The organism is Novipirellula caenicola (genome assembly GCF_039545035.1).
Lineage (GTDB): Bacteria > Planctomycetota > Planctomycetia > Pirellulales > Pirellulaceae > Novipirellula > Novipirellula caenicola.
The window spans coordinates 1-16,187 of sequence record NZ_BAABRO010000012.1; the positions used below are offsets into that span (position 1 = coordinate 1).

A 16,187-nucleotide genomic window follows, 5' to 3' on the forward strand; every position below is an offset into this window, starting at 1 on the left:
GTAAGGTGGTGTTCGGTAATAACTTGGTGGTTCTATTTTTGTTACAAATCACGCGGTTAAATTTTTTACTCTGTTGTGGACGAGGCTAGGAATCCCGCCGTGCCACTAAGTCGCTGGGATTCGTAGCCTCGTCCACTACCTCCAAAGCGGGCCGACCTACGCCCATTCCGGTAAAGCTCTAGCGGAACGGCCCAAACGCCACCGGAGGGTTCGTGTCTTTCTGGAAACATTTTGAAGTGACGAAGTTAATTCCGAACGGTTCCTAAAGAACCATCGAATTTGGCACCAACCCTGTGGGGTTTACTAGTTGCAACCGGGCGGCTCGCGCCGTACCGCTACGAAAAATTGAACAGGTTGTCTGCTAAACCTCTCCACCAAGTTCGAGGACCGCTGTTTCAGCAGCAAGCGCATAGGCCGGAGGCCGAAACATGACCTGCCGTTGGTGTGAGCCAACGGTTTGAGGACGACCTGCCGTCGCGAGGCCGGAGGCCGACACACTGACGGCAGAGTGTGTCGCCCGCTGGGCGATGTTTTCCCACCTCCGCTATCCGGTGGCTGACGCCACCGGCAGAGGATGTGTCGGCCTCCGGCCTTTAATCAATGCCACGAAATCAGCAGTCTCTTTGTCGGTGGAGAGGTGGCAGACGGCAAACGCACGCACGACCAGACCCGTTCCACTGTTTTGACGGCCAAAGCGAGGACAACAGGGATTCGTCGCCTCATCCACTACCGGGAAAACGACGGGTAGCAAGGCGGATGGGCGTTAGCGATTACAGACTGCTGCTGGTCGCGTGCTCATGCAGTCGGTTGGTTTGGTAGGCTTCGATCAGCCGCTCGAGCATCTCGATCCGATAACGAATCCGCTGGCCGCGTTCGGTATCACGGGTGCACCGTGGTTGATCGAAAACGCGAATTTCTTGAACCGAGGGCACGATGTCGATTCCGTCGCGGATCGCCGCATCGACCGATTCGAAATGATGATGTTCGGCCAACACGATTCGGTTCGGCTCGAGCACCAAGGTGTATCCGTAGTCGCCGTAAGCTTCGGAAAAAGCTCCGTCGATCGTGATCGCTTTGCCACTGCGTTTTAGCGGAGACTCTCCTTCTTCGACCTTGACCGGCACGTGCCCGTTGACGATCAATCCGCCCTCGGTTTCCATCCCAAATTCCGCCAACACCTTGTCGCAAAACTCGGTTTCATGAATCAGCGAGAAGTAGGGGTCTTTGGTCTCGCGATGCGGTTTTTTGTCTGCAATGAAATCACGCTCGAGCGTCGCGATCCGGTCCTTCCCAAACAACGGTGACCGCGGCCCGCTCCAAAGGTACCAGAGGAAATCAAGATCCTCTTGGGCCGATTTTTCGACCGCACGACGGACCACTTTTTCGATCCCTTCAAACAATTGGCGTCCCGCCAGCGGTTGACCGTCGACCATCAGCGGTAAAAACGAACCGTCGGCATCCACCGGTACGCAACCGTGAAAAATCAAACATTCGTCGCGTCTCAAATACATCGACCCGTGTCCGACCATGAACCGCATTTGCTCTTGCAGTTTCTGGCTATCCAAGAACGAGTGTTTCAAACGGGCAAGGCAGTCCGATTCCTCTGAGGTCAATTCATATGGGTTTTCGGGATCCACGGTCGGGAATAGGTTGTCGCGTAGTTCATAGGTGTTTCCGTCAATTTCGATCGTGCCACGACGATAGTCGATTCGGTGCAACAAACGCCGATGGTCCAAGCCCCACTGCGGATTGCGTTGGATCAATTGGCCTTCGAGTTTGAACTGCATCACTGCCGCGGCTTTTTGCATCCGCGCCACCACTTCGTTGGGACGCATGCCCTCTCGTTTGGGCATAAAAAACGTAGCGGGATCGTCGGCATAGACGGTGCGTGCTAGGTGTTCAAGCGGTGTCAGCGGAACGCTATACCCTTCGTCCAATTGTCCAATCCGGCGATATCGCAGCGACACACGAAGCACCGTGCAAATCAACGCCTCGTTACCCAGCGATGCACCGAGCCACAACGCATCGTGGTTCCCCCAAATGAATTCCACATTGGGTTGCCGACGCGAATAGTCCACGACACGATCGCCGCGCGGACCGCGGTCCCAACAATCGCCCCCGATAATCAGTTCGTCGACGGCCAGGTTGCGAATCAAACGCCCAATCAAATGAATCAGATGTAGCGCACGTCCTCGCCGGACCAGTTCATCGAGCATGGCACCGACGAATTCCGGGCCACGATCGGTCGAAGGCGAGTGCAGCATCTCCAACAGCAATTCGCTGTATTCACGCGGAAATAGATTCGACGCTAACCGCAGACTGAAATTGGATACTAAATGACGCAGCAGCTCCAATTGCGACTTTAACATTCGCGCCGCGTACGTTTTCACCTCCTCGGGGCTCTTCAACGTGTGCCGTAGCCGCTCGGTGACTTCCGCTGGATAGAACGTCAGCTTCAGAAACTCTGCCAACTCATCCGCGTCCATCCTTCCCGAAAACATCTCCTCAACCAGCGGGCGAAGCGTTCCCGAGGCGTTATTGATCACATGCTGCAGTTTCTTGTCTTCCCCATGAATGTCGCTGATCACATGCACCGCCCCTTTGGGCAACGTTTGCACGGCCGCAAGCCGCGCCACCTCGGCGATGGCCGCGTCGACATTGGGATACTTCGCCGCAAGCAGTTCCAGACCGGATAGATCCGCTTCGGGACGTTTAAAAGATAATGACGTATTGAGCATGGCAGAGCACGTGTGAAGAAAAGTAGCGAGGCAGCGATCGAAGAGGTCCCTGCAAACTCAGGCCGCAAGCCGCCGGTGCTGCTGAAGCCCATCCCGGGGTGGCAGCATGTTTCAGCCGAGTTTCTCGGGTTTCGTCCCCCCCTTAGTGTAATGGCATGAGCACGCTCGAGGCTAGCGACGACATACCCCTTGCCGAATGAATCTGATCTTATTGGCAGCAGCCATCGGATTCGCGATACGGTTCGAAAACCGACGCGACTTTCGATTCCTGGAGCCGCGGATTAGCTCTGCAATTGCGACACTTCGACTTCGACTTCCATCACCGATTTTGCTTGCCCATGATAGGAACCGGATACAGGCGGAATCCACTCGGGGTGCCGCGCGACAGCGACGGCGATATGATCGCCTCCGACACGCAGTCCGGCGGTCGAATCGAAACCACGCCACCCGGTGCCGGTTAGGTAGACTTCGCACCACGCATGCGTGGCGCCTTCACCAGGTGCCAAATTCGGATCATGTCGATACCCGCTGACGAATCGAGCGGCCAAACCGAGATGACGACAAGCCTCCATGAAAAGGGTCGCGAAATCGCGGCACGATCCGGTTCCTTTTGACAGCGTTTCAGCGGGCCGTTGGACCCCGATTTCCTCTCGGCGGCCGTATTGCAACCGAGCCGGAATGGCTTCATTCATTTGATTCAATAGATCCAGCGTCGGCAGCGACTGCCCCGGCTGCCAGAATTGCTCGATCCAATCCTTCAGCGATTCGGCGCCTCGCGTGAAAACCGGCAGCATGTACGGCAGCAAGTCTTCCCGCTCGCCAACGTCATATTGGAAGGGAAACTGTTGGACTCGGGGATCCAAGCGAACGTCGGTCGGTGTGTCCTCGTAATGATCGATCACGACTTCGCTGTCAAATTCAAGCAGATCCGCCTCTTGTTGAAACGTCACCACCGCCACCGAGTTTCCATGGGCGTCGCGATGCCAATGAATCGAATGTTCCGGCTGGATCCCTAACCGCGACGAGACAATTCGAATGTCGTGGCCCTCGCGTGGTCGCAGCATCACCTTGTGTGCGTGTAACTTGACCGGATGGGGATATCGGTAACGTGTTTTGTGTATTATTTTTAGTCGGCGCATGTGTCAAGTTTATCGGACACAGGGTGCTAGAAACTACCCCTCGCGGCAAAACGAAGACTCGATGGACTCAGAAGATGACGTGATGCAGGCATTGGCCGCACACGATGAAGCGGTGGCTCGCTGTGGGCGAACGATTTGGGTGGGTGCAGAACCGACCTACACCGACCGCAATGCAGAAACACCGCAGTGGTTGTTTAATGCACTGGGCGATGACAAACTCCAGCGGGGCCAGCGGATGCTCAAACGCGTCGCCCAGGCCAATCCCGGCGCGGCGGTATTGCATTGCGTCGGTCGTCAATACAGTGGTGAACCGTGCCCACGGTGGAGTTTGGGACTCTATTTGCGGCGTGACGGTCGCCCGATTTGGCAGGGGCCACCCGATGTGCTGTTAGTGAACCCGAAGGAGCCCGCGGAGACGCCGGTGGCTAGATCCGAAGCGTTTGCCGCGGCGCTGACCGGTGTCTTGAACTCATTTCAATGGACCGCCGCAACCCTCGACGCTCCGCTTACCCAGCGTGTCGTTTTTCGCACTGACGGCGAAGCCCCCGTTACGGATGTCACTGTCGAACCCCTGCTGAATCGACCATCGCTTCACGGTGATAAGGTCGAAGGAGCCGAAGTGACCGATTCGCTTGCCGAGTCCGGAACCTACCTGGTCGTTGCTTCGGACGAGGCCGAGGGATTGCGAGTCGAGTTGCCTCGGGTCAGTGATGTCGCCGAGTTTGAGCGGTTGTTGTCCGCGGTCTCGACCGCGGCTCTCGAAGCGGAAGTGCCTGCGATCCTGCTCTCCGGCTTTCCGCCCCCCGTGGATTCGACCGTGGCGTGGACGACCATCACCCCCGACCCGGCCGTGATCGAAGTCAACATGGCGCCGGTCGGCTGCGCCACCGATCTGCTAACGCGACTGCGTGAGTTGGCCAACGCGGCGGATGCCGAGGGGCTATCGACGTACCGGTTGCAATACAATGGCGTCGAGAGCGATTCGGGCGGTGGCGGGCACATTACCTTTGGCGGCATCGAGCCTTCGTCGAGCCCCTTTTTGACCGAACCAAGTCTGTTGTCCAGTTTGGTGCGTTATTTTAATCGACACCCCTCACTGTCGTACCTGCATGCGGTCGACTCGGTTGGCTCGGACAGCCAGGCGCCGCGGGTCGATGAAACGCTCTCGCAAGCATTGCCGGAGCTGTCACTTGCACTCGAGCTGCTCAGCCGCGTCGAAAACCCGCTGCCAGAGACCATTTGGGGAACGCTGGCGCCGTTCTTGTCCGATCCTTCGGGGAACAGCCACCGTGCCGAGATCAATATCGAGAAACTAGCGAATCCGTATCTGGGCGGTCGTGGACGACTCGGCTTGGTCGAATTTCGTGCGTTGCGAATGGCAGCCGATCCCGAGACGATGGCGTCACTGGCCGCGCTGCTTCGTGCGATCGTCGCCATGTTGGCCGAGCATCCTTCGTCCGAACCGCTGATCGATTGGGGCGAATCACTACACCAACGATTCTCGCTGCCGTATTACTTGCACCGTGACCTCAAAGAAGTGCTCGCCGATTTGCAAACGCAAGGCTTCGGGTTGGCCCCGCCGCTGGTTGACCGCGTGCTTTGCGATCAACATCGCGTTTTGAAAGAGTGTCAGCTGGGGGAACTGAGAGTGGAGCTACGTCGTGCACTGGAGTTTTGGCCGCTGGTGGGTGACGTTGCCACGCAAGAACGAGGCGGATCGCGACTGATCGATTCAAGCACCTCGCGGATTGAGATCCGATTGCGATCCGCCAATACCGAATCGCTTGCCGATTGGACGGTGTCGGTTGCCGATTGGATCATTCCGCTGCAGCAGGAAGCCGACGACGAAGGATCGTTGCGATTGGCGGGGCTGCGTTATCGCAGCTTTGTACCGTTGGCCGGACTGCATCCCACGCTCGGCGCCCAGTCGCCGCTGACATTGACTCTATCGCATCCCATCGAGGGCACATGGAACATCACGATCCACGAGTGGCATCCGTTGGGCGAACCGTATCCGGGGTTGCCATCGACCATCGATGAAGCACGCGAACGACGCGCGGCGCGATGCGTGGTCCAAAGCAACGACAATCCCCCCGCTGCGCTGACAGCGCCACCAGCCGAAGCCGTCGGTGAATGTGTCGTTGACCTACGCTGGCAGTAAAGTCGGCGCTGGCAGTAAACTCGGCATTCCCGCTGCGGAGTGTGGCAAAACCGGGTGGGTTCACGCGTGAACGCGGGGCGTCACCTTCGGGCGATTGTCACCACGAGCGACTGGCTCACCGCGTTACCCGTCACCGTTTCGAATTGACATTCACTGGCGGGTACAGCCATCGCTGAAACAACCATGTCAAAAATGGCATGATCCCCCATGTCATCATCGCAACGCTGATCGCGGCAATTCCCGCACTGCCAATCGCCGAAGGAAGTGGGGCAGCGTAGGGCTTCAAAAAGCCGACCAGCGGAAGCACGGCGGCGTAGACAGCGATCCAGACGACGATCGCCATCTTGTATTTCGGTGGTGCCGACGAATCGCTTCCGCTCGGATGAGGCAACTCGAACCAAGTTTCCAACCCGGTCAAGTGGTGAATGTCCGCCGGTTTACGCTCGAGTGGCTGCAGTCGCGAAACTTTCTCTTTGCGTTGATCCGAGTGATGCCAACGCTGCATGTTTTCAACCGAATCGAATTTGGAAATCACACGATAGTATCGATCTCCCGATTGCTGAGGCCGAAGTACCAGCGATCCCAAATGCCCTGGGAAACTCAGCGACGTGCGAATCAAATCGCCAATCGCCTGTTCCCACTCACGCTCGCGTCCCGCCTTGGGCAGCGCCGTCACAAAGATCGTGGCAGGCTGAGTGGATGCCGACGCAGCGACGTTCACGTCAGACTCTAGGTCTGGATTGGAGGAGGCCGCCATCCCAGCCGACTCGCGAACATCGTGCGGAACGCGGGTCGCAAACTCGTGGTTCGCTTGTCGCAGCGGCGAACCCGAGATCCGCGACGCCGTGTTATTCAACAAGCTCATTGACGTTCCTCCTCGGCCAACGATTGGCGGGTCTTTTCCAATAGTGAAATCAGCTGCTTTAGCTCTTTTTCGGTCATCCGTTTCAGCAACGTCGATTCGAGTTTTTTCAGCAGCGGAATCGCTTGGTTGCAGACGGCTTCGCCCTGCTTGGTGATGCGAACATAAACGACCCGTCGGTCATCTCGGCACCGCTGACGCTCAACCAGTCCTTGTTTTTCCAGCCGATCGACGACGCCAGTGATTGCTGGCACGACTTGCACCATCCGCTCTTTGATCTCACCACAGGTGAGTTGCCTGCCCTCCGTTTGCAGGATACGCAGCATATTAAACTGAGTTAGCGTCAGATCGTGTTCACGAAAAAAACGCACTAGCCGGTTTTCCAGCTGGTCACCGGTGCGCAGCAAGCTCACCAAGGCTTCTTGCTGCACGGAAGCGAAGGGCTGTTTGCGATGTAGTTCGTTTTGCAGAGACATGACGGGCTTTCGTTGTACTTGACGTGTAATTATTTTACACGTAAAACTTTTGGGGTCAAGCAGTGAACGCGGCGGAGCGTTTGCTGTGAAACGTTGCCTATCTACGGTGCACCATGAAACCATTGCTCACTCTGTTGATTGCCCTGCTATTGGCGGCGGCTGGATGCCAATCGCAAGAAACGCCCCCCGCAGCGGCGCCGGCGATGCCCGCGCCCGAGGTGGAAACGGCCGAGGCAACGACGCGAACGATCATTGATTATCGTGAATTCACTGGCCGCACGGCGGCGATGAACTCGGTCGAAATTCGTGCGCGGGTCAGCGGTTATCTATTGCAAAGCCCCCGTTCCGCGAAAAGCAATCCGCCGCAGACAAGCGAGCCCACCGACCCTGATTCGTCAAACCGCGGCAGCGGAACCGATGAGGCGGCCGAAAGCGACAGCCCGATGAATCGTTCGATACCCGAGGTCAATGTCAACGAAGGCGACCTCGTCAAGAAAGGGGATCTGTTGTTCATGATCGATCCACGGCCTTATGAATTGGCGTTACAGCAATCAAAGGGCTCGCTTGACGCTGCCGAGGCACGACTTGAAAGAGCGAACAAGGATTTGTCGCGATCCGAGGAATTGCTCGATCGAAACGCCACCAGTGCGGCGGAATACGATCAAGCCGTTTCGACGGTCGCAGAGTTGCGCGGGCAGATCGATAACCTACGAGCCACGGTGGCACGCAACGAATTGGATCTCGATTACACTCGCGTCCGGTCTCCGATCGATGGGTTGTTGGGGCGTACGTTGGTCACCAGTGGCAACCTTGTCGCGGCGGACACGACGATTTTGACCACGGTGGTCTCGGTCGACCCGATCTACGTTGAATTCAACGTCGACGAACAATCCGTCCTGGATTATCGCCGCCGTATGCTTGAAGGCGAAGTCAAGGATGCTCGCGTGACTTCGATCCCGATCCGCTTGGGGCTCGCCAACGAAACCGGTTTCCCTCACGAAGGCACGATCAATTTCGTCAACAACATCACCGATCCAGACACAGGCAACACGCTCGTCCGAGGCCGATTCGACAATGATTCGGGGATCCTTTCGCCAGGCTTGTTCGCCCGCATCCAAGCCCCGTTCACATCAGAATACGAGGCCGTCTTGATCCCCACCAAAGCCATCGGGATGGATCAACAGGGGCGTTTTGTCATGGTGGTCGGTGATGGCAACAAGGTCCAGCGGCGCAGTATCAAAATGGGGGACAATGTTGATGAGATGACGGTCATCCGCAAAGGCATCAAGCCGGGTGAGACGGTGGTCACGTCAGGATTACAAAAAATCCGCCCCGGCAGCGAAGTGCGTCTTCAAGGAGCCAAGTCGTGATCAGCAACTTCTTTATCAACCGTCCGGTCGCGGCGAACGTGATCGCGTTCATGACGGTGATTCTGGGCATCGTCGGACTGGTCAATCTGCCCGTCGAACGCTATCCCAATATCACGCCCCCGACGATCCAAGTGACGGCGAGCTATCCCGGCGCGAGCGCGCAAGTGATGGCCGATACGGTTGCTGCGCCGCTAGAGCAACAGATCAACGGGGTCGAAAACATGTTGTACATGCAGTCGACCTCATCATCCAACGGCAGCTATTCGTTGACGGTCACCTTCGAAGTCGGAACCGATCTCGAGGAAGCTCAGGTATTGGTGCAAAATCGTGTCGCGCTCGCCGAGCCGTTTCTGCCTGCGGATGTTCGTCAACAAGGCATCTCAGTCCGAAAACAATCGACGAACATCTTGTTGGTGGTCTCGCTTACGTCGCCCGACGACACGTTCGACAGTTTGTACCTTTCGAACTACGCCAACCTACGACTCAAAGACGAACTCAGCCGCGTCGAAGGGGTTGGCGACGTTACCGTCAGTGGCATCGGTGCGTACAGCATGCGTATCTGGGCCGACCCAACGAAAATGGATGCACGGGGATTAACCTTCACGGATCTGGTCAGCCAGCTGCAACAACAGAACGTGCAAGTCGCGGCGGGGCAGATCGCTCAACCGCCGCTGGATCAATCACAAGCGTTTCAGTACACGATGACGGCGCTCGGGCGATTGTCGGATCCGAAACAATTTGAAGACATCATTGTCAAAGTCGGAGACGACGGCAGTCTGACCTACTTGCGTGACGTCGCGCGCGTTGAACTGGGCGCACAAACCTACGACACGTTCGCGCAAAAAGGCGGAATCAGTTCTGCGAGTGTTCTGATTTACCAACTGCCTGGTGCAAACGCCTTGGATGTCGCCGAGGGCGTCAAGGAAGCCGTTGCGGATCTGTCCGAGTCGTTTCCCGCCGGATTGGAGTACGACATCCCCTTTGACACCACGATCTTTGTCTCTTCGGCGATACACGAAGTCTACAAGACGCTTTTCGAAGCGGGCGTTTTGGTGTTGATCGTGATCTTGGTGTTCCTGCAGAACTGGCGTGCCGTCTTGATCCCGGCGACAACCGTTCCGGTCACGATCATCGGCGCGTTTGCGATCATGCCGCTGCTGGGATTCTCGGTCAATCTGTTGACGTTGTTTGGGTTGGTCCTTGCGATCGGAATTGTGGTGGATGATGCGATCGTGATTGTCGAAAACGCGTCGCATCATATCGAACGAGGCGAATCGCCCAAGGAAGCAACGATTCGCGCCATGAGCGAAGTCACCGGGCCGGTGATCGGGATCACTGCGGTGTTGATGGCGGTGTTCATCCCCACCGCATTTTTGGCGGGGATCACCGGCCAATTGTATCGACAATTCGCTCTGACCATCGCGGCCACTGCGTTTCTTAGCGCGGTTAACGCATTGACGCTCAAGCCTGCTCAGTGTGCGTTGTGGCTGAAACCTGCCAAAGCGGAAAGCGAAAAGTTTTTTCTGTCGCGATGGTTCAATCGCGTATTCGGATGGATCGAAGGTCTTTATGTCATCTGCGTGCGAGGTTTGATCCGGGTCTGGCCGGTGGTGATGCTGGCGTTTGTTTTGACCGTCGCAGGAACCGCGTGGTGGTATCAAAAGGTACCAACCGGTTTTCTGCCGACCGAGGACCAAGGCTATTTGATCACGGCGATCCAGTTGCCCGATGCGGCATCCCAAGACCGCACACGCGAAGTGGTCGAGCAGATGAACGCGATCCTCGCTGATCAACCCGGTGTGAAGACTTGGTTTACGCTCGGCGGAATGTCATTACTCGAAGGCAGCCAATCATCCAACGCGGCGACGATGTTCATCGGTCTAAAGGACTGGGAAGAACGTACGACACCGGAACTGCAACAAGGACCACTGATTGGCCAAATCTCACAAAAATTTTCGGCGATCAAAGACGCTTTCATTTTGGTCATTCCGCCCCCGGCGATTCAAGGCTTGGGAACAAGCGGCGGATTCGAGATGCAGGTCGAGGACCGCGGCGGTGTTGGGTTGGATGAATTACAAAAGGCGGTCAACGATTTGCTGGCCAGCGCGGCACAACATCCGGAACTGCAACGCGTCAACTCGACTTTCCGGGCTGGTGTACCGCAGCTGTATGCGGACGTCGATCGCGCCCAAGTGCTGAGCATGCAAGTCCCACTGAGCGAGGTGTTCACGACGCTCCAAGCGGCACTCGGGTCTACTTACGTCAACGACTTTAACAAGTTCGGTCGCACCTATCGGGTCACGTTGCAAGCCGATGCCGAGTACCGAGACGAGGTCGACGACGTGCGTCGTTTGAACGTCCGTAACGCGCAAGGCGAAATGGTTTCGCTGGGCAGTTTGATACGGGTCGACGAGATTTCTGGACCGCAAATCATTCGTCGATTCAATCTGTATCCGGCAGCTAATGTGACCGGATCGGCAGCACCGGGAACGAGTTCGGGCGAAGCGTTGCAAACGATGGCCCGCTTGGCGAAAGACGCGTTTCCCGAATCAATCGGATTCGATTGGAGCGGCGTTTCGCTGCAAGAGAGCCAAGCCAAAGGCGAAGAAGTCTACATCTTTGGATTGGCGGTATTGATTGTCTATTTGGTGTTGGCGTTTCTATACGAAAGCTGGGTACTGCCGTTTGCCGTGATCTTGGTCGTGCCGCTGGGATTACTGGGCACGGTCGCTGCGATCGCGATGATGGGGATGGACAACAACACCTACGTGCAAATTGGCGTGGTCTTGATCATTGCGTTGGCCAGCAAGAATGCCATCTTGATCGTCGAGTTTGCTCGCGATTTGCGAATGCAGGGCAAATCGATTCGCGAGGCTGCAATCGCGGCATCACGGATGCGTTTTCGACCGATCTTGATGACTTCGTTCGCGTTCATCCTAGGCGTGTTGCCGTTGGTGTTCGCAACCGGAGCGGCGGCCGCGAGTCGTCGATCACTTGGAACCGCCGTTTGCGGCGGGATGGTCACCTCCACCGTGCTTGCGGTCTTCTTCACGCCAGTGTTCTACGTTGTATTCCAGTGGATCAGCGAATGGAGGCAACCTCCGGTAGCGAAACCCGAGCCCGTCGAATTGGTTTCGTGATAGGACGCCGCGTGAGCCAAGCCAATTAACGCAGTGAAGCATCTCGCAAGTGGAAATCGTTAACGGCTCGTTGTTTTAGTCGTACGATGGACTTCCTAGTCCGTCGAATACACCATTGACGGACTAGAAAGTCTATCATACACCTCTTGCCGCAGGAAACTTCATTAAATCAACCAACCGTCAAGCGGATTGTTGATTCAATCCAAATGCAAATCGCTCTGGTGAGCCGTGGGTCGTTAGGCACCGGGTAGCACGTGGAACGGTGCCGGTGACACGTCGCGGCTCAATCGATCAACAAGCCGTCTGAGTCTTCCGCAACGCTAAAGCTGAAACAACTTTACCTGAAAGAATGCCTCACAGCGTTTCGACGTGTTCTGCGAGTTCGCTGTTGAGCGTCATCTGCGGAATTTCGGAATGCGGATCCATGAATCGGCGATGGTCATCGTAGCGAACCAAATACCAACCTGACCCGATCGCGGTCACCGCCTGCATTTGATGAGGATCTGCCAATCCGCCAGTGAACGACGCAGGGCGACTTTGCGGAGGATGCCATTCCACCCAGTCGCCTCCATCGGATCCCGTCAATTGCAACTTGATCGAGCCAGAGCTTCCTCGCTCGACCGCACTGACGTAGACCCGATCGTCGACTAACCACGGTGAATGCAACAGAACCAACGTGGTGGGGTTACCAAACGGGTATGCCATAAAGGGACCGATCGTCGACAGCTCGCCATCACGGGTTGGCCAAGCTTTACGCAGCGGTGCAGCGACCGCCTCGAGTTCATCAACACGCCAGGCAAAGCGAATCCGTTTGCCCTGCCACGCGATCGCGTCGTGATGAATGCCAAGCGAACACCATCCCGCCACAATCGCGGTCATCGCCAACAATGATCGTAGCGAGCGTGAGCGAACGTTGCCTCCGCAACGCGAAAACATCGCAGCAAACATCGCCATCAAACTTGAAGACGCCACCAGACTTGCCATCAAAAATAGCAACGTGCGTCCCCAGCCAACCTGCGAGACCAAATGCTCGGGCGCGGACCATGCGTAGTGGAGCGTGGTTTCAAATTTCGGATCGGCCACAGCCCAAACGCCAGCCGCTACCAGCGTTCCGATATGAATGACCCAGATACGATTCCAGCTCATTCCCGTCTCAGTTTCGCGATCGTGACTCACTTGCAATACGCCAATGACATTAGTGCAAAACTGGTCGCTAGATTTTTGTCATTCTCGAACCAGCGTCGATTGTCATTCGACCACGAACCGTCAGCGTTTTGGCGGCTGGCCAGCTCCTCCACTAAGTCCGCCTTCCAATCATGCTTTGTTCCGTCAGCAGCATCGACCGTCTTCAGCCCGGCAGCACTCAGTGCCGCTGCGAACGTGTGGTAGTAGTAATACAATCCCGCCGACCCCATACCGGGGTTGTTGTCGACGTCATAGTGCGTGGCAATCCACTGAAGCGCCGCTTTGACACGAGGATCCGTTGGGGTCAGCCCGGCAAAGATCATGCTTTTGAGTCCCGTGTAGCCCATCGAGCCGTAGCTTCGCAAACCGCCGTTGGCGGTGTAGCGTTCATCGGAGGTGCTCGGATCAATCTTGGTGGTGGGGATCTCGTAATAGAAACCACCGTCGTCAACCTTCGCAGCAAACGGGGTATCGTTGAACTTGCTGTCCAGGTTCTGACATCGCGACACAAACGCAAGCGCCCGCTGAATCGCAGGATCCTCGGGTCCCGACTCGGTCGCACGAAGCGTCTCGATAAAGTAGCCGGTGTTGGACAAATCGGGTCGTCCTTCGCCACCGTACCCGACGCCTCCGTACCAAGGATCCGAGGGGTCACGTTTCCCCTGACCGTACTGGATCCCGGTGACAAACGCTTTGGCGCGTTTGAGCGTTTCGTTATATTGTCCCGACTTGTTTGCTTCGGCGAGGCAAACCATCGCGACGCACGTTTCATAATTGCGCAGCCGGCCGTTGCCGTAGATGCCGCCGTCGGGTTTGACGAAGCTTTCGAGTGCTTTGAGCCCCTGGGCAACCATCGGGTCGTCGATCCCCCGCCCATTGCGAAGCGCCGATGTGATCGCCAACGCGGTCACGCCGGGCCCCACTTTTTCTGAAAACGTTCCCGAGTCGGATTGCCCTTGCTTTGCTAGAAACGCGAGCCCTTTGGCGACAATTTCTTGACGCAGCGTTTCGGTTTGGGAAGCGGATGGCGATTCCTCGGCAAAGACGGGAGCGAAGCATAGGCTGGCAGCGGCCGCGGTCACAAAAATCCGTCGGCCAAGGTGGAATTTCCATCGGTGATTCATCTACGGTCTCCAAAAAACACGCGTTTTGCCGCGTCTACGAACGCAGCACGTTTGACAAGCCATAGAAACGCAAGCGGCGCGCCATGGATAAATTTCGACCGAGCCAGGATGTGGACGCGCGCCGCTACGAAAAGGAATTCTTAAGCGAGACTCGCTAACGGCATGTTGATCTAATCCCAATGCGAATCGCACCGCTGAGCCGTGGGACGTTAGACCAATGCCATCTACTTTCGCACTAAGTGGGTGTTTTTTCTAGCGGTGCGGCGCGATCCGCCCGGTCAACATCGAACGTTTCACTTGCTGTAACCGGACGGCCCGCGCCCCGAGCGTTACCCAAACTTGATGACATTGGCCGTCAGGCACCGGGTCGTGCGTGGTACCCGGCCGCTGACGCGCGAGCGGCTCAAGACATCAACAAGCCGCTTACGAGATTTGGCTGGCGTGCGTGTATCGATCGAAAGTCATGACGGCTTGTTGATTTAATGAAGTTTCCTGCGGCAAGGGGTGTGCATGGACTTTCTAGTCCGCCAATGGCGTATTCGACGGACTAGGAAGTCCATCGTACGACGAAAACAACAAGCCGCCCGCGACTTCCGCTACGCTAGGAGGGCGGGCAACGCCCACGGCTCCGTCCGCCCGGCGAAGGTCGAGCAGACGCGCGACTTTTTCTCAGCACGGTGCATATTTTTCCAGCAACCGTGGGCGACTTCACTTGCAACCCCGCGAACCATCCCCCCCAGGTCACCGCGTGTATCTGGCTGTGAGGATGAGCGTTAACGCCGCAGAACACGCCTCCGACACCGCGATTCAGACCATTCGTTTCCCTAAAACGACGGATCTTCTCGTAAATCGTCTCACGCGAAAATGTTTGGAACAACGTTTGCTTAACTCTGCAGCCAATCCCAAACGTTGTCATGTGCCCCTAATCTGAAGGAAACAATTGTGGCGATTGCAATGAGAAACGGTGAGGTGACGATCCAAACCAATCATGGTCTTGTCTTCAAAGTGGTCGTTCCCACGACGGACTCAAAACGGCAAAGTAAAGAGGGAACATCCGGCGTGTGCCAACAACAGGGGACCGAGCCCACTGCTTCCGCGGAAGTTCAACACTAGTCGCAATCGATTCGCGATCGACCGATGCCCGAGCCGATCGACCGATACGTGAGCCGATCACTCGATGTGTGATCGGCAACGTCGTGAAGCGTGTAATCTCGTAGCGACCTTCGCCAGAAGGTGGTGGTACGGATCCGCCAAGCATCCGTCCACGCGTTGGGGAGCGTTGCCACGAAACGCAATGCCACAAAATTGCTGCGTGTCGCTAGCGGCACCGCGATCCCGAACGATCGCTTACTTCTTCTTTTCTTTCTTGTTGGGTTTCCCCATCTTGTGGACGGCGTGCGCCGCGACGACCCAACCACGGCAATTCAAGGCACCACAGCGGCATTGAGGGGTACCTTCGTGAGGTTCCCATTGATAGTCGAACACGATCTCGGACTCGGGTTCGATATTACAGATCGCAACCAACCCAAGCGAGTATTTGGTCAGCTGTACCAATTCCGAATTCGGGCTGCAGCTATGATTCAAAAACGCGGCAGGGATGGTGGGCTCGAGATACCAATTCTCGTTCAACTCCATCACGTAGTTTGAACCATGATAGTTCTCATGAGACAGCAGCTGTCCGGTGACTTCGAACACCAATTCTCCGGGCAGGAATTGACGTACCGCATAGACGCCAAGGCCATATTTGCCCTTGCGAACTTCGACATCGTCGTCGTGATAACATCGGTAGCCGTGAAGCTCGTCCACTTTTTTCTGTAGCTTCTCGCGACGTTTCTTAGCGGATTTCTTTTTCATTTTGCACAAGGTTGCGAATTTCAGATGGCGGAGCCAGGTGGTAAGGTTCTCTGCGTTGCTTGGCTGTCCATCGCGGATGCACGCAAAAAGTATCGTTACGCTAATTAGCCGCCAAGATTAAAACAGTCTTACCTGCGG

10 protein-coding genes are annotated in these 16,187 nt (G+C 56.4%); 3 read left to right on the top strand and 7 right to left on the bottom strand.

Translation table 11 applies throughout. The features are described from left to right. Positions 1-770: 770 nt before the first annotated feature. Both ABEA92_RS20485 and ABEA92_RS20490 read right to left on the bottom strand, forming a co-directional pair. Complete coding sequence (locus ABEA92_RS20485; RefSeq protein ID WP_345685722.1) at positions 771-2,738, bottom strand: fructose-bisphosphatase class III; 1,968 nt, start codon at positions 2,736-2,738, stop codon at positions 771-773. A gap of 281 nt (positions 2,739-3,019) precedes the next feature. Further along, positions 3,020-3,877 (bottom strand): transglutaminase family protein, encoded by an 858-nt coding sequence (locus ABEA92_RS20490; RefSeq protein ID WP_345685723.1) that lies wholly within the window; start codon positions 3,875-3,877, stop codon positions 3,020-3,022. A 61-nt stretch (positions 3,878-3,938) separates the two neighbouring features. Here ABEA92_RS20490 and ABEA92_RS20495 point away from each other — a divergent pair, with 61 nt between their 5' ends. Continuing rightward, a complete protein-coding gene (locus ABEA92_RS20495; protein WP_345685724.1) occupies positions 3,939-6,038 on the top strand; it encodes a transglutaminase family protein in 2,100 nt (699 codons plus the stop codon). Positions 6,039-6,168: 130 nt separating this feature from the next. Here ABEA92_RS20495 and ABEA92_RS20500 read toward each other — a convergent pair whose 3' ends face one another. Continuing rightward, complete coding sequence (locus tag ABEA92_RS20500) at positions 6,169-6,903, bottom strand: antibiotic biosynthesis monooxygenase (protein WP_345685725.1); 735 nt, start codon at positions 6,901-6,903, stop codon at positions 6,169-6,171. Continuing rightward, positions 6,900-7,376, bottom strand: coding sequence for a MarR family winged helix-turn-helix transcriptional regulator (locus ABEA92_RS20505; RefSeq protein WP_345685726.1), 477 nt, complete (start codon positions 7,374-7,376; stop codon positions 6,900-6,902). Before ABEA92_RS20505 ends, ABEA92_RS20500 begins: the two co-directional genes overlap by 4 nt. Before the next feature lie 113 nt (positions 7,377-7,489). Between ABEA92_RS20505 and ABEA92_RS20510 the strand changes: the two genes are divergently transcribed. Both ABEA92_RS20510 and ABEA92_RS20515 read left to right on the top strand, forming a co-directional pair. Further along, positions 7,490-8,746 carry an efflux RND transporter periplasmic adaptor subunit gene (locus tag ABEA92_RS20510; protein WP_345685727.1) on the top strand — a complete coding sequence of 419 codons (1,257 nt, stop codon included), beginning with the start codon at positions 7,490-7,492 and terminating at the stop codon, positions 8,744-8,746. Further along, the gene (locus ABEA92_RS20515) at positions 8,743-11,886 is read left to right on the top strand and encodes an efflux RND transporter permease subunit (protein WP_345685728.1); all 3,144 of its coding nucleotides are present in this window, start codon (positions 8,743-8,745) and stop codon (positions 11,884-11,886) included. The genes ABEA92_RS20510 and ABEA92_RS20515 overlap by 4 nt, the downstream gene beginning before the upstream one ends. A 354-nt stretch (positions 11,887-12,240) precedes the next feature. On the opposite strand, the gene ABEA92_RS20520 is transcribed toward ABEA92_RS20515, so the two are convergent. The 3 genes from ABEA92_RS20520 to ABEA92_RS20530 form a co-directional block, all read right to left on the bottom strand. Then, on the bottom strand, positions 12,241-13,032 hold the full coding sequence (locus tag ABEA92_RS20520; RefSeq protein WP_345685729.1) for a hypothetical protein: 792 nt from the start codon (positions 13,030-13,032) through the stop codon (positions 12,241-12,243). A 26-nt stretch (positions 13,033-13,058) separates the two neighbouring features. After that, positions 13,059-14,195 carry a prenyltransferase/squalene oxidase repeat-containing protein gene (locus ABEA92_RS20525; protein ID WP_345685730.1) on the bottom strand — a complete coding sequence of 379 codons (1,137 nt, stop codon included), beginning with the start codon at positions 14,193-14,195 and terminating at the stop codon, positions 13,059-13,061. Positions 14,196-15,542: 1,347 nt separating this feature from the next. Next, positions 15,543-16,049, bottom strand: coding sequence for an SET domain-containing protein (locus ABEA92_RS20530; protein ID WP_345685731.1), 507 nt, complete (start codon positions 16,047-16,049; stop codon positions 15,543-15,545). Positions 16,050-16,187: the final 138 nt, after the last annotated feature.

What these genes read in the sequence shown, in the direction of transcription:
- ABEA92_RS20485 (WP_345685722.1), bottom strand. Translation starts at nt 2,738, where the DNA reads ATGCTCAATACGTCATTATCTTTTAAACGTCCCGAAGCGGATCTATCC.
- ABEA92_RS20490 (WP_345685723.1), bottom strand. Translation starts at nt 3,877, where the DNA reads ATGCGCCGACTAAAAATAATACACAAAACACGTTACCGATATCCCCAT.
- ABEA92_RS20495 (WP_345685724.1), top strand. Translation starts at nt 3,939, where the DNA reads ATGGACTCAGAAGATGACGTGATGCAGGCATTGGCCGCACACGATGAA.
- ABEA92_RS20500 (WP_345685725.1), bottom strand. Translation starts at nt 6,903, where the DNA reads ATGAGCTTGTTGAATAACACGGCGTCGCGGATCTCGGGTTCGCCGCTG.
- ABEA92_RS20505 (WP_345685726.1), bottom strand. Translation starts at nt 7,376, where the DNA reads ATGTCTCTGCAAAACGAACTACATCGCAAACAGCCCTTCGCTTCCGTG.
- ABEA92_RS20510 (WP_345685727.1), top strand. Translation starts at nt 7,490, where the DNA reads ATGAAACCATTGCTCACTCTGTTGATTGCCCTGCTATTGGCGGCGGCT.
- ABEA92_RS20520 (WP_345685729.1), bottom strand. Translation starts at nt 13,032, where the DNA reads ATGAGCTGGAATCGTATCTGGGTCATTCATATCGGAACGCTGGTAGCG.
- ABEA92_RS20525 (WP_345685730.1), bottom strand. Translation starts at nt 14,195, where the DNA reads ATGAATCACCGATGGAAATTCCACCTTGGCCGACGGATTTTTGTGACC.
- ABEA92_RS20530 (WP_345685731.1), bottom strand. Translation starts at nt 16,049, where the DNA reads ATGAAAAAGAAATCCGCTAAGAAACGTCGCGAGAAGCTACAGAAAAAA.